This window comes from Mycobacterium sp. E802 (assembly GCF_001666875.1).
GTDB lineage: Bacteria > Actinomycetota > Actinomycetes > Mycobacteriales > Mycobacteriaceae > Mycobacterium.
The window spans coordinates 22451-35931 of record NZ_LZJD01000022.1 but is presented as its reverse complement, the minus strand read 5'-3'; the positions used below and the strand labels follow the sequence as shown (position 1 = coordinate 35931).

The following is a 13481-nucleotide window of genomic DNA, read 5'->3' as shown; positions in this document are numbered from 1 at the left end:
CCATGGCTCGTGATACCTGGTTCGAGACCGTCGCCATCGCCCAGCAACGGGCCAAGAAGCGGCTGCCCAAGTCCGCATACTCGTCGCTGATCTCTGCCAGTGAGAAGGGCGTGACGGTCTCCGACAACGTAGAGGCGTTCGCCGAGCTCGGCTTCGCACCGCACGTGGTGGGTGCCACCGAGAAGCGTGAGATGGCGACAACCGTGATGGGGCAAGACATTTCGATGCCCGTCATCATTTCGCCCACCGGTGTGCAGGCGGTCGACCCCGACGGTGAGGTGGCGGTGGCCCGGGCCGCGGCAGCCCGTGGCACCGCCATGGGCCTGTCCTCCTTTGCCAGCAAGCCGATGGAGGAAGTCACCGCCGTCAACGACAAGATCTTCTTCCAGATCTACTGGCTCGGGTCTCGCGACGAGATCGCCGAGCGGGTGCAGCGCGCGAAGGATGCCGGAGCCAAGGGCCTGATCGCCACCACCGACTGGAGCTTCAGCCACGGTCGGGACTGGGGCAGCCCCAAGATCCCGGAAAAGATGGACCTCAAGACGATGATCAAGATGTCGCCGGAGGTGATCACCAAACCGCGCTGGCTGTGGAGCTTCGGCAAACACCTGCGGCCGCCGGATCTGCGGGTACCCAACCAGGGCCGGCGTGGCGAGCCCGGACCGCCGTTCTTCGAGGCGTACGGGCAGTGGATGGGCACCCCGCCACCGACCTGGGAGGACATCGCCTGGCTTCGTGAGCAGTGGGGTGACGCGCCGTTCCTGCTGAAGGGCATGGTGCGCGTCGACGACGCCAAACGTGCTGTTGATGCCGGTGTTTCGGCGATCACGGTGTCCAATCACGGCGGCAACAACCTCGACGGCACCCCGGCGGCGATCCGTTGCCTGCCGGCCATCGCCGAGGCGGTCGGCGACCAGGTGGAGGTTTTGCTGGACGGTGGCATCCGGCGGGGCAGCGACGTCGTCAAGGCCGTGGCGCTCGGGGCCCGGGCGGTGATGATCGGTCGCGCCTACCTGTGGGGCCTGGCTGCCAACGGCCAGGCGGGCGTCGAGAATGTGCTGGACATCCTGTCCGGTGGCATCGACTCGGTGCTGCGCGGGCTGGGCAAGTCCTCGATCCATGATCTGACGCCGGATGACATCCTCGTTCCGGAGGGCTTCCTGCGGACCCTGGGCGTTCCCCGCGCCGACGCCTGAGGTGGCCTTACCGTCACCCTGAGGTGCAGCGTGACGGGGGTGGCAGGAGAGACGTACGTGATGCTCGCGGCCGGTCCGCGGAAACCGGAGGCAAATCAATTGCTGCTCGTGCTCCAACAATTGGCGCACAGTAAGTGAATTCGGCCTACGATCGGCACGTGGCTTTCCCCAGCGGGCTCGGGAACTCAACGTCGAGGCAGCTACGCAGCATGTCGCCAATGTTGATCGTCCCCATCGGCTCAACCGAGCAACATGGCCCGCACCTGCCCTTGGACACCGACACGCGGATCGCCGCCGCCGTCGCCGACGCGGTTGTCCAGCGTCTCGACGCCGCATCCACGGGTGACTGGGTGGTCGCACCGCCGGTCTGTTACGGCGCCTCCGGCGAACACGAGGGGTTCCCCGGCACGGTCTCGATCGGCACCGTCGCGCTGCGATCGTTGCTGGTGGAGTACGGGCGCTCGGCGTCGAGCTGGGCCGGTCAGCTGGTTTTCGTCAACGGCCACGGGGGCAACGTGGAGGCGCTGGCGGCTGCGGTGCCGCAGCTGCGCGAGGAAGGCCGCGACGCCGGCTGGGTCCCGTGCGCCGCCGCCGACGCCGACGCGCATGCGGGGCATACCGAAACGTCTGTATTGCTACATATTTCACCCGGTCTCGTCGTCCTCGACGACGTGATCCCGGGGAACACCGCCCCGCTGGCGGAGCTCATGCCGGCGATGCGCAGTGGGGGGATCGCCGCGGTCAGTGAAGTCGGGATACTCGGTGACCCGACAACCGCGACCGCGGCCGAGGGAGGGCGTATTTTTGCTGAGATGGTCGAGGGCTGCGTGGGTCGGATGAGGCGGTGGCAGCCGGACCGGAATGGATTGCTGATATGACCGGACCGAGGCTGCCCGACGGTTTTGCCGTGCAGGTGGATCGCCGGGTCAAGGTGCTCGGGGCCGGCGCGGCCTTGCTGGGCGGGTCGCCCACGCGCCTGCTGCGGCTCGCACCGACGGCGCAGACCATGCTCAACGGCGGACGGCTGGAAGTCCATGACGCGCAGAGCGCGCAATTGGCACGGACTTTGCTCGACGCCACGGTGGCCCACCCCCGTCCGCCCAGCGGACCGTCACATCGGGACGTCACGGTCATTATCCCGGTGCGTGACAACGTATCCGGGCTGCATCGGTTGATCGCAGCGTTGCGCGGGCTGAAGGTGATCGTCGTCGACGACGGTTCGGCGGTCCCGGTGGCGCAGTCCGAGTTCGCCGGTATGCACTGCGATGTACAGGTGCTGCGGCACCTGACCAGCAACGGCCCGGCGGCGGCCCGCAACACCGGCCTGGCCGCGTGTGAGACCGATTTCGTGGCTTTCCTGGACTCCGATGTGGTACCTCGTCGCGGCTGGCTGGAGGCGTTGCTCGGCCACTTCTGTGATCCGGCCGTGGCCCTCGTGGCGCCCCGCATCGTGGGCCTGCACACCGCCGACAATGCGGTGGCCCGGTACGAGGCGGTGCGGTCATCGTTGGACCTCGGGGTGCGCGAGGCGCCGGTGGTGCCCTACGGCCCGGTGTCTTATGTGCCGAGTGCGGCCATCATCTGCCGGCGGTCCGCGCTGACCGCGGTGGGCGGGTTCGACGAGACCATGCAGTCCGGCGAGGACGTCGACCTGTGCTGGCGGCTGGTCGAGTCCGGGGCCCGGCTGCGGTATGAGCCGATCGCCCTGGTGGCGCACGACCACCGGACCGATCTGCGAGAGTGGTTCCACCGCAAGGCCTTCTATGGCACGTCCGCCGCGCCACTGACGGTCCGGCACCCGGGCAAGACCGCGCCGGTGGTGATCTCCGGCTGGACGTTGATGGTCTGGCTGCTGATGGCGATGGGGTCGTGTGTCGGTTACCTGGGCTCGGTGGTGCTCGCGATCTTCACCGGCCGGCGCATCGCACGATCCCTGTCCACGGTCGACACCGAACCCACCGAGGTCGCCGCGGTGACCGCGCGCGGGCTCTGGTCCTCGGCCCTGCAGCTGTGCTCGGCGATCTGCCGGCACTACTGGCCGGTGGCACTGATCGCTGCCCTGCTGTTCCGTAGGGCCAGACATGCGGTGCTGGTGGCGGCGGTGCTCGACGGGGTGGTCGACTGGGCGACCCGGCGCGGCAACGCCGACGACGACACCAAACCCGTCGGCCTGCTGACCCATATCCTGCTCAAGCGCCTCGACGATATCGCCTATGGCCTCGGCCTGTGGACGGGTGTGATGCGGGAACGCCAGCTGGGTGCGCTCAAGCCGCAGCTGCGGAGCTAAGACCAATTGCAGCGGCTAACGCGTCCTCCGCGCGTGCGGGACGTCCTGATCGTCGGTGCGGGCAGCGCCGGATCAATTCTGGCCGAACGCCTTTCCGTCGATCCCGAATGCAATGTCACCGTCGTCGAGGCCGGCCCGGCTCCGAGCGACCCGCGGGTGGCAGCGCAGATCACCGATGGCCTGCGCCTGCCGATCGGCGCGGCGAGTTCGGTGGTGCGGCACTACGCGTCGGTGCTGACTGAGCGGCCACCTCGGCACACCGAGATCATCCGGGGGGCGGTGGTCGGCGGTTCCGGGGCGGTCAACGGCGGCTACTTCGGGCGGGGCTTGCCCACGGACTTCGACACCTGGGCCGTCCCTGGCTGGTCCTGGGACGAGGTACTGACGCATTTCCGGGCGATCGAGACCGACGTCGATTTCGACAATGCCCTCCACGGGGACAGTGGTCCGATCACCGTTCGCCGGGTACGTGAATTCGACGGGTGCACAGCCTCTTTCGTCGATGCCGCCAAGCGGGCCGGTTTCGGCTGGATCGATGACCTCAACGGTTCGGATGCCGGTGCGGCCCTGCCCGCCGGTGTCGGCGCAGTGCCGCTGAACATCAACGGCGGCACCAGAGTTGGCCCCGGTGGCGCCTATCTGCAACCGGCGCTGGACCGGCCGAACCTCAAGCTGCTGACCGACACCAGGGCCCACCGGGTGCAGTTCCAGGCCAACCGTGCGGTCGGGGTGCGCTGCGACAACAACTCCATCCTGACCGCGGATCGGATCGTGTTGTGTTCCGGGGCAATCGGATCAGCTCACCTGTTGTTGCTGTCCGGTGTCGGACCCGCAGCCGAACTGGAGCGGCTGGGTGTGCCGGTGGTGGTCGACCTGCCGGTCGGCACGCATACCGTGGATCACCCCGAGTGGGTGCTTCCCGTCTCCTGGACGCCCACCCATGACCTGCCACCGTTGGAGGCCGTGCTCACCACGGCCGACGGCATCGAGGTGCGTCCGTACACGGCCGGGTTCTCGGCGATGGTGCATGGCCCCGGGCACGATCCCGCGGAGCTTCCGCACCTCGGGGTGGCGCTGATGCGCCCGCACTCGCGCGGCCGCGTGCGGTTGGTCTCGGCCGATCCGATGGTGGCCCCGGTCATCGAACACCGCTACGACACGGTGCCAGAGGATGTCGAGGCGCTGCGTCGTGGCGCCGAGCTGGCGCGCGAACTGGTCTGTCACACAGCCGAAGTCGGTGAGCCGCAGTGGTCGACGTCGCAACACCTGGCCGGGACGGCGCCGATGGGAGCCGGGCCCGCCGCGGTGCTCGACCCCACCTGCCGAGTGCTGGGGGTCGAGAGCCTGTGGGTGGTGGACGGGTCAATCATGCCGAGCATCACCAGCCGCGGCCCGCACGCGACCATTGCCATGATCGGTCATCGGGCGGCGGAGTTCCTCGCGTTCTGAGCCGACGGACGAACGCGGCCTGACGTCCGTCGGCGCCCGGCGCCCAGACCCCGACGAACACCGCGGCCACCCCCAACACGATGGCCATCACCAGCAGCGCGGAGTTGGTTGCTTCCAGGAATGCCTGCTTGGCCAGCTCGGCAACCGCCGGCCCCTGCGGGCCCAGTTGGCCCGCCACGGCCAGAGCCTCGGCGAGTGAACCCAGGATCGGTTCACGCAGCGCAGCGGGCAGGCCGGGCAGTCCGTCGAGAGCTCCGGCGAGCTGGTTCTGGTAGTGCGCGGCCAGGATCGAGCCGGCCACCGCTATGCCCAGTGCGGCGCCCACTTCACGGCCGGTGTCGTTGACCGCCGAGGCCACTCCCTGCTTCTCGTCCGGTACTGCGCCCATGATGGCCGATGTGGTTGGTGCGGTGCACAATCCGATACCCGTGCTCATGATGAACAACGGCCAGCTGTAGTCGAGATAGCCCGAGTCCACCTCCAGCAATCGCATGCACAGCAGGCCGACCGCGATCACCAGCAGGCCGGCGCACACGCACGTTCGCAGACCCAGCCGAGGTAGGTACAGGTGGGTGGTGGCGCCCAGTGCCAGCACCGGAATCATCAACGGGCACAGGGCGAATGCGGTCTGGATCGGACTGTAGCCCATGACCAGCTGGATGTACTGCATGCTGACGAAGAAGTAGCCGAAGTTGGCGAAGAACAGAAACGTCACGCCGACGGCGCCGGTGGCGAAGTCGGGTTTGGCGAACAGCCGGACATCCAGCAGCGGGTGTGGATGCCTGAGTTGTGCCACGGTGAACGCCGCACCGAGCGCGACACCGGCCGTCAGGCAGCCCCACACCGCGGGATGCGTCCAGCCCCGCACCGGCGCCTCGACCACGCCGAGCACGAACACCGCCACGGCGGCGCCGATCAACACCGCGCCGATCCAGTCCAAGGGCGCGGACGTCTCGTCGCGCGAGGAGGGCACCGTGCAGGTCAGCGCGAACAGGGCCACCGCGGCGATGGCAAAGGTGGCGAAGATGGACTGCCACGGCCAGAGATGAAGCAACCCGCCGGTGATCAGGAAACCGAAAACTGCCCCCGATCCGACCACGCCGGCCCAGATTCCAATTGCCTTGTTGCGCTCGGACTTCGGAAAGGCGGCGGTGAGCAGGGACAGGGTGGCGGGCATGATGAAGGCGGCACCGGCGCCGGCGATGGCCCGGGCCACGATCAGTTGTACGGGGCTGTCCCAGACCAGGGGTGCGGCCGAGGCCAGGGTGAAGACCGTCAGGCCGATCAACAGCGCGCCGCGCCGGCCGTAGCGGTCGCCGATGGCGCCGGCCGGGAGGAGCAGGCAGGCCAGGGCCAGGGTGTACCCGTCGATGACCCACGTGAGTTGGGCCTGGGTCGCCGTGGTCTGGCGGGCGATATCGGGCAGCGCGGCATTGAGGGCCACCATCGAGGCGATGACGATCGAGACGTCCATGCACGCCACCGTCAACAGCCAGTAGCGTCGCCGGATCGACAGTTCGGCCATCGCGGGGTCGATATCCTGACCGGACTCGACGAGGGTGGTCGACATGCACGGCTCCTACGTCGGGGAAGTTTTGAGACTATCAGTCTCGGAGTAAGACGGTAAGTCTGGTTTCTGGAGGTGATGACGCATGGCGGCCGAAAGCGGTGACCCGCGCCCGGCCCGTTCCCGGGCCCGGCTCCTGGAGGCGGCGACATCGTTGCTGCGGTCCGGCGGGCCGAGCGCGGTCACGGTCGACGCGGTCACGCGCGCCGCGAACGTGGCCCGGGCCACGTTGTATCGGCACTTTCCCAGTGGAAACGACTTGTTGGCGGCGGCATTTCGCGCGCTTCTGCCGGTGGCGCCCATGCCGCCCGAGGACGGCCCACTGCGCGATCGGCTGATTGCCCTGGTGCAGGCGCAGGCCGATTCGATCGCCGAGGCGCCGATCAGCGTCACCGCAATGTCATGGCTGGCCCTCGGCGGGGACATGGAGAAGCTGCCCTGGCGGTCCGACGACAGCCCCGAGGTGCGGACCCTGCGGGAGCAGGTGGCCGAACACTACGCGTTGCCGTTCGACGCGATCTTCGACAGCCCTGAGGCCGTCGCCGAACTGGGTGAGGTGGATCGGACGCAGGCCGCTGCACTTCTGTTGGGGCCGATCGTGCTGGGCAAGCTGAGCACGCTGACCGAATTCGACTACACCTCCTGCGTACGGGCCGCGGTGGATGGCTTCCTGGCCACCCACCGCCGGCCGACAGCGGCCGAGAAGGCTCAGCAGGCTCAGCGCAGCGAGTAGCGAACCGGCAGGTGCTTGAGCCCGCCGACGAACGTCGTCGCCGAAAGCTCGGGCTTTCCGGCCAATTCGATCGACTCCAGCCGGCCCAGCAGCTCGGTGAACAAGCTGTTCATCTCCATCCGGGCCAGCGCAGCCCCCAGGCAGAAGTGCACCCCGTACCCGAAGGCCAGGTGCTTGTTGGGGTCCCGGCTGACGTCGAAGCGGTGCGGGTTGTCGAACACGTCTTCGTCGCGGTTGCCGGAAACATAGGCCAGATAGACGGATTCACCCTTGGCGATCGGTACCCCGCGCACCGTGGTGTCCGCCGTGGCGGTCCGCATGAACTCCTTGACCGGCGTTGTCCACCGGATCATCTCCTCCACCGCGGTGCCCATCAACTCGGGATTGGCCTGCAATGTGGCCAGCTGGTCCGGGTTTTCGATGAGGGCGTGCAGCCCGCCGGAGATGGCGTCCTTGGTGGTGTCGTGGCCGGCACTGGCGACGATGACGTAGTAGGACGCGGTGTCGACATCCGACAGGGGTTCACCGTCGATGGTCCCGTTGGCGATGGCCGAAGCCAGGTCCTCGGTCGGATTGGCGCGGCGCGCCGCGGTCAGGGTGGAGAAGTAGGCGAAGAAGTCGAGGAGCACCGAGAGCTGGTCCTGCAGTGAGCCGCCCTCACGCTTGTACTCGTCGTCGTCACCACCGAACATCTCCTGGGTCAGCATGTGCATCCGGGAGTAGTCCTCCTCGGGCAGGCCCAGGAGCGACATGATGACGTACAGCGGGAAGTGCACGGCGATCTCGGTGACGAAGTCGCACTCCGGTCCGATGTCGCGCATCTGGTCGACGTAGCGTTTGGCCAGCTCGTCGACCCGGACCTTCAGTGCACGCATTGCCTTGGGCCGGAACCAATCTGCGCCGATGGCGCGAACCTTGCGGTGGTGCGGATCGTCCATGTGGATCAGGGTGCGCAGACCCATTCCCGCTTCCAGCTGTTGTTTGGCCAGATCGTCGGCGGCCGCGGTGGCCAGCAGCGGCCGTGGCTCGCTGATGAACAGTTCGTTGTCCCGCTCGATGGCCATGATGTCGGCGTGTTTGGTGATCGCCCAGAACGGCCGGTAGGGCCGCTGATCCACCCAGGCCACCGGGTTGTTCGCGCGCAGGTGGGTCAGCGCGGCGTGCAGGCGTGCGTCGTCGGCGTATGCCGTCGGGTCGGCCAGCACCTTCGCGGCTTCATCCATCGTCGGCGCGCTCATGCGGTCTCCTCCGGTCGCGTTCTTGACGGGTGTCAATTCTTACCCTATGTGATCGGTGCCACTCAAGAGGGCTGATTCGCCGCGATCCGCCCCGTACGCTCGCAGCCATGCGGTCGGGGCGTGGCGTCGTCGTGTTGCTGGCACTGCTGGCGACGCTGCTGGCAGGGTGTGCGCGCGGTGACGGCCAATCGGTTCCGGCCGGACCGGCATCGAGTCACCCGCAGAGTCAGGATCCGGCGCTCGTGCGGATCGCGGCCGGAACCTTGCGCGGCACAGTGGCATCCGGTCATCGGCTGTTCGCCGGCATCCCGTACGCGGCCGCACCGGTTGGTCCGTTGCGATTCGCCCCACCGGCTCCAGCGCCGGGATGGCCGGGGGAGCGCGACGCCACCCGCCCCGGCCCGCGGTGCATCCAGGATCCCGATTCCGACCCGGAACACGGCGCCAACACGGCCGAGGACTGCCTGAGCCTGAACGTCTGGACGCCGCCGGTTTCGGAGGAGAAGCGCCCCGTGATGGTGTGGATCCACGGCGGAGCGTTCATCGGCGGCAGCGGCGACATCTACGACGCGGGACGGCTCGCCGCGCGCGGTGACATCGTGGTGGTGACGATCAACTACCGGTTGGGCGCGCTGGGGTTCCTGGCGCACCCGGCGTTGGGGCCTGGCGGTGACGTCGGCAACTACGGGTTGGCTGATCAGCAGGCGGCGTTGCGCTGGGTGCGGGACAACATCGCCGATTTCGGTGGCGACCCCGAAAAGGTCACGGTCGCAGGTGAATCCGCGGGTGGAATGTCGGTGTGTGACCATCTCGTGTCACCGGGATCGGTGGGCTTGTTCCACGCCGCGATCCTGATGAGCCCACCGTGTCAGGCCCAGGCCGATCTCACCGTGGCGGCCCGTCGGTCACAGGACTATGCGGCCGCGGTGGGGTGCCCGGATCCCGCCGCGGCGGCCGCCTGCCTGCGCGCGCTTCCGGTCGGGCGGCTGCAGACGCCCGTCTGGTACTACAACATCGGCAGTGACCAGCTGACCGGTCCGGTCACCGCGTCGGCATCGATCCCCAGCGCGCCGCTGACGGCCTTCGCCACCGGCCGGGCCGAGCGGGTGCCGGTGCTGATCGGCACCACTCGTGACGAGTTCACGCTCTTCGTGGCGTTGCGGTACCTCAGGCAGGGGCAGCGTTACACCGCGGCCGACTATCCCCGGCTGCTGGTCGAGACGTTCGGGCCAGACGCGGCGGCGGTCGGAACGCACTATCCGATCGAGCGTTACGGTGGTGCGGCGCAGGCATATTCGGCGGCAGTCACCGATGGAGCGTTTGCGTGTGTGTCGGATCGGATCGCCACCGGGCTCGCCGGCGACGGTCCGGTCTACGCCTACGAGTTCAACGATCGCACCGCCCCGGCGCCGGAGGTGATGCGCACGCTGCCCTTCCCGGTCGGGGCCAGTCACTCCCTGGAGCTGCGCTACCTGTTCGACGTCGGCGGGGCGCCGCCCATGAATCCGGCGCAGCAACAACTTTCAGACCAGATGATCGACTACTGGGCCGCCTTCGTGCGTAACGGCAACCCGGCAGTCGAAGGTCAACCGGATTGGCCAGAGGTGGGCAGCGGACGAATGTCGTTGCAGGCCGACGGCAGCCGCGTGGACACTGACTACCCGTCGGAACATCAATGCCCGTTCTGGGCGGGGTTGAAGGAGAAGTGAACTCGATGGCCACTCCGGATCCGCAGGCCTTCGCCGAGGAATGGGTGAGCGCGTGGAACGCGCACGACGTGGAGGCGGTGCTCGCCCATTTCCACGACGACGTGGTGTTCAGTTCTCCGGTCGCCGCGCGCATCTTTCCCGAGACCGGGGGAGTGGTGCGTGGCAAGGACTCCCTGCGCCACTACTGGACGACGGCGCTGGCCGGCATGCCGGATCTGCACTTCGAGGTGCTCGCCACCTATCGCGGCGAATCGGCGTTGGTGATCCACTACCGCAATCAAAACGGCGGCCTGGTCAACGAGGTGCTGTTGTTCGACGGCTCACTTGTGCGCGAGGGGCACGGCACCTACTTGGACTAGCGCCGATGGTGCACTCAGATCGTGGTTTCGGCGAAAACCGCGATCTGAGTGCACGCTCGGTGATCTAGACCGGCGTCACCCAGGTGGTGATGTCGGCGTGCACCACTTCGACGCCGTCGCGGTCGGTGATGCTGACCGGGACCACGAGGTCGGTGCCCTCGGTGATGGCGGTGAAGTCCGGCGGCGTGAGTTGCGCGGTTGCCCGCAGCGAGGTCGTCGCCTTCGCCAGGTACTGCACCGTCATCGCCTTGGGGATCCAGCGGTGCGTGGTCGGCACGGTGGCCTCCATGAGCATGCCCATTGCCATCTCGGCGGCATTGCACGACGCGATGGCGTGCACGGTGTGCAGGTGGTTGTAGATGAAGAACCACTTGGGCACCGTCACCTCGGCCAGCCCGGGTTCCATGCGCACCACATGCGGCACGATCGAGGCGAAATAGGGCACGCGCGCCACCGCGGCCGCGGAGAACAGCCGCGTGCCGCCGGGCAGCGCTGACATCTTCTTCCAGGCACGGTGCGTGGCGGTGGTGGTCACGGCGCCTACCTTACTCATCAGTAAGGTCCGATCTCGGGGACGCTGCGCTGGTGGTCGCACGAGATTGAAGCCAGGGACAAAATCGGCGCCGGATTTGTCCCTGCGTGCAATCTCGGCGAGGGTGAGCGGGAGGCATCCCGAGCTGCTTGATCCTGGATTTGGAGCACGCCCAGATCTGGGGCATACTGTTCGGGTTGCCTTGCGCCGGGTACGCACCTGGCCGGGCATACGACCGGCGCCCTCGGGCGCATCCGGTTCCAAACACAGATCGCACGGAAATATCCAGGCGAGAATGTGTGCGCGAGGGCGACACGCCCGACCGCGGGGATCGGTGGACCACAGACAGGTAAACAGCGGCGGCAATACTCGGCGCATCCGCGCCGGGGCACCAGGCCCGACGGGCTCGATGGTTTTTTCATCGAGTTCCCGGTACGGCCGGCCGATGAACGAAGTAGAGGTAGGAGAAGCGTGGCGGGACAGAAGATCCGCATCAGGCTCAAGGCCTACGACCATGAGGCCATTGATGCCTCGGCGCGCAAGATCGTCGAAACGGTCACCCGTACCGGTGCCAGCGTGGTGGGCCCCGTGCCGCTGCCGACCGAGAAGAACGTGTACTGCGTCATTCGGTCGCCGCACAAGTACAAGGACTCGCGGGAGCATTTCGAAATGCGCACCCACAAGCGACTGATCGACATCCTCGACCCGACGCCGAAGACGGTTGACGCGCTCATGCGTATCGATCTGCCGGCCAGTGTCGACGTCAACATCCAGTAGGAGACCAGAAGAGATGGCAAGAAAAGGCATCCTGGGCACCAAGCTGGGCATGACGCAGGTGTTCGACGAGAACAACAAAGTCGTCCCGGTGACGGTCGTCAAGGCCGGACCCAACGTGGTGACCCGCATCCGCACCACCGAGCGCGACGGCTACAGCGCCGTGCAGCTCGCCTACGGCGAGATCAGCCCGCGCAAGGTGAACAAGCCCGTCGCCGGCCAATACGCCGCCGCCGGTGTGAACCCGCGCCGTCACCTCGCCGAGCTGCGGCTCGATGAGGCTGCCGCCGCCGAGTACGAGGTCGGCCAGGAGCTGACGGCCGAGATCTTCGCCGACGGGGCATACGTCGACGTGACCGGCACCAGCAAGGGCAAGGGCTTCGCCGGCACCATGAAGCGCCACGGCTTCCGCGGCCAGGGCGCCGCGCACGGTGCCCAGGCAGTGCACCGTCGCCCCGGCTCCATCGGTGGCTGTGCCACCCCGGGCCGCGTGTTCAAGGGCACCCGGATGTCGGGCCGTATGGGCAACGACCGGGTGACCACGCAGAACCTCAAGGTTCACAAGGTCGATGCCGAGAACGGCGTGCTGTTGATCAAGGGCGCCATCCCCGGACGCAACGGTGGTCTGGTGGTTGTCCGCAGCGCAATCAAGCGAGGCGAGAAGTAATGACTTTGAAAATTGACGTCAAGACTCCGGCCGGTAAGACGGACGGTTCCGTCGAGCTGCCCGCCGCGCTGTTCGACGTCGAGCCCAACATCGCTCTGATGCACCAGGTCGTCAACGCTCAGTTGGCCGCCAAGCGCCAGGGCACCCACTCGACGAAGACCCGCGGTGAGGTCTCCGGTGGCGGCAAGAAGCCGTACCGGCAGAAGGGCACCGGCCGGGCGCGTCAGGGTTCGACCCGCGCACCGCAGTTCACCGGTGGTGGCATCGTCCACGGCCCGCAGCCGCGCGACTACAGCCAGCGGACCCCGAAGAAGATGATCGCCGCCGCCCTGCGCGGTGCGCTCTCGGACCGGGCCCGCAACGAGCGCATCCACGCGATCACCGAACTGATCGAGGGCCAGACCCCGTCGACCAAGAGCGCCAAGGCGTTCCTGGCCACCTTGACGGAGAACAAGAAGGTCCTGGTCGTCATCGGCCGCACCGACGAGGTCGGCGCCCGCAGCGTCCGCAACCTGCCTGGTGTGCACGTGATCTCGCCGGATCAACTGAACACCTACGACGTGCTCAACGCTGATGACGTGGTGTTCTCGGTGGAGGCCCTGAACGCCTACATCTCGGCGAATACCAAAGAAGGAGCGTCGGTCTGATGGCAACGATTACCGACCCCCGCGACATCATCCTGGCCCCGGTCATCTCGGAGAAGTCGTACGGGCTGATCGAGGACAACGTGTACACGTTCATCGTGCACCCGGACTCGAACAAGACGCAGATCAAGATCGCGATCGAGAAGATCTTCGACGTCAAGGTGAGCTCGGTGAACACCGCCAACCGGCAGGGCAAGCGCAAGCGCACCCGCTCGGGCTTCGGCAAGCGCAAGGACACCAAGCGCGCGATCGTGACCCTGGCCGAGGGCAGCAAGCCCATCGACCTGTTCGGAGCACCGGCCTAACCCGCCGGGAACTAAGAGGAT

General features: G+C 67.4%; 14 protein-coding genes. 11 read left to right on the top strand and 3 right to left on the bottom strand.

Annotation, left to right across the window (positions count from 1 at the left end; translation table 11 throughout):
* Positions 1-2: 2 nt before the first annotated feature.
* From mftD to mftG, 4 genes are all read left to right on the top strand, one after another.
* Entirely contained in the window at positions 3-1196 is a 1194-nt protein-coding gene (gene mftD / locus A5699_RS03305; protein ID WP_067765308.1) for a pre-mycofactocin synthase MftD, read from the top strand.
* Positions 1197-1330: 134 nt separating this feature from the next.
* Entirely contained in the window at positions 1331-2074 is a 744-nt protein-coding gene (gene mftE, locus A5699_RS03300) for a mycofactocin biosynthesis peptidyl-dipeptidase MftE (RefSeq protein ID WP_082957549.1), read from the top strand.
* On the top strand, positions 2071-3483 hold the full coding sequence (gene mftF / locus A5699_RS03295) for a mycofactocin biosynthesis glycosyltransferase MftF (RefSeq protein WP_067765303.1): 1413 nt from the start codon (positions 2071-2073) through the stop codon (positions 3481-3483). Before mftE ends, mftF begins: the two co-directional genes overlap by 4 nt.
* Positions 3484-3516: 33 nt before the next feature.
* Positions 3517-4932, top strand: coding sequence for a mycofactocin system GMC family oxidoreductase MftG (gene mftG / locus A5699_RS03290; protein ID WP_067765301.1), 1416 nt, complete (start codon positions 3517-3519; stop codon positions 4930-4932).
* On the opposite strand, the gene A5699_RS03285 is transcribed toward mftG, so the two are convergent.
* The gene (locus A5699_RS03285) at positions 4862-6502 is read right to left on the bottom strand and encodes an MFS transporter (RefSeq protein WP_067765298.1); all 1641 of its coding nucleotides are present in this window, start codon (positions 6500-6502) and stop codon (positions 4862-4864) included. The two genes, mftG and A5699_RS03285, sit on opposite strands and share 71 nt — an antisense overlap.
* An 82-nt stretch (positions 6503-6584) precedes the next feature.
* Between A5699_RS03285 and A5699_RS03280 the strand changes: the two genes are divergently transcribed.
* Positions 6585-7232 carry a TetR/AcrR family transcriptional regulator gene (locus A5699_RS03280; RefSeq protein WP_067765296.1) on the top strand — a complete coding sequence of 216 codons (648 nt, stop codon included), beginning with the start codon at positions 6585-6587 and terminating at the stop codon, positions 7230-7232.
* On the opposite strand, the gene A5699_RS03275 is transcribed toward A5699_RS03280, so the two are convergent.
* Positions 7217-8470 carry a cytochrome P450 gene (locus A5699_RS03275; protein WP_067765293.1) on the bottom strand — a complete coding sequence of 418 codons (1254 nt, stop codon included), beginning with the start codon at positions 8468-8470 and terminating at the stop codon, positions 7217-7219. The genes A5699_RS03280 and A5699_RS03275 overlap by 16 nt on opposite strands.
* Before the next feature lie 107 nt (positions 8471-8577).
* Here A5699_RS03275 and A5699_RS03270 point away from each other — a divergent pair, with 107 nt between their 5' ends.
* Entirely contained in the window at positions 8578-10179 is a 1602-nt protein-coding gene (locus A5699_RS03270; protein ID WP_067765290.1) for a carboxylesterase/lipase family protein, read from the top strand.
* Positions 10180-10184: 5 nt separating this feature from the next.
* A complete protein-coding gene (locus A5699_RS03265) occupies positions 10185-10538 on the top strand; it encodes a nuclear transport factor 2 family protein (RefSeq protein WP_067765421.1) in 354 nt (117 codons plus the stop codon).
* Between the two features lie 64 nt (positions 10539-10602).
* On the opposite strand, the gene A5699_RS03260 is transcribed toward A5699_RS03265, so the two are convergent.
* Positions 10603-11037, bottom strand: coding sequence for a hotdog fold domain-containing protein (locus A5699_RS03260; RefSeq protein ID WP_369806649.1), 435 nt, complete (start codon positions 11035-11037; stop codon positions 10603-10605).
* A 504-nt stretch (positions 11038-11541) separates the two neighbouring features.
* On the opposite strand from A5699_RS03260, the gene rpsJ reads away from it, so the two are divergent.
* The 4 genes from rpsJ to rplW are packed head-to-tail and all read left to right on the top strand — an operon-like array spanning position 11542 to position 13460.
* Positions 11542-11847, top strand: coding sequence for a 30S ribosomal protein S10 (gene rpsJ, locus A5699_RS03255; RefSeq protein WP_003883485.1), 306 nt, complete (start codon positions 11542-11544; stop codon positions 11845-11847).
* A gap of 13 nt (positions 11848-11860) precedes the next feature.
* Complete coding sequence (gene rplC, locus A5699_RS03250) at positions 11861-12511, top strand: 50S ribosomal protein L3 (RefSeq protein WP_067765285.1); 651 nt, start codon at positions 11861-11863, stop codon at positions 12509-12511.
* Positions 12511-13158 carry a 50S ribosomal protein L4 gene (gene rplD, locus A5699_RS03245; RefSeq protein ID WP_067765282.1) on the top strand — a complete coding sequence of 216 codons (648 nt, stop codon included), beginning with the start codon at positions 12511-12513 and terminating at the stop codon, positions 13156-13158. The genes rplC and rplD overlap by 1 nt, the downstream gene beginning before the upstream one ends.
* A complete protein-coding gene (gene rplW / locus A5699_RS03240; RefSeq protein ID WP_067765279.1) occupies positions 13158-13460 on the top strand; it encodes a 50S ribosomal protein L23 in 303 nt (100 codons plus the stop codon). The genes rplD and rplW overlap by 1 nt, the downstream gene beginning before the upstream one ends.
* The last annotated feature ends 21 nt before the right edge of the window (positions 13461-13481 follow it).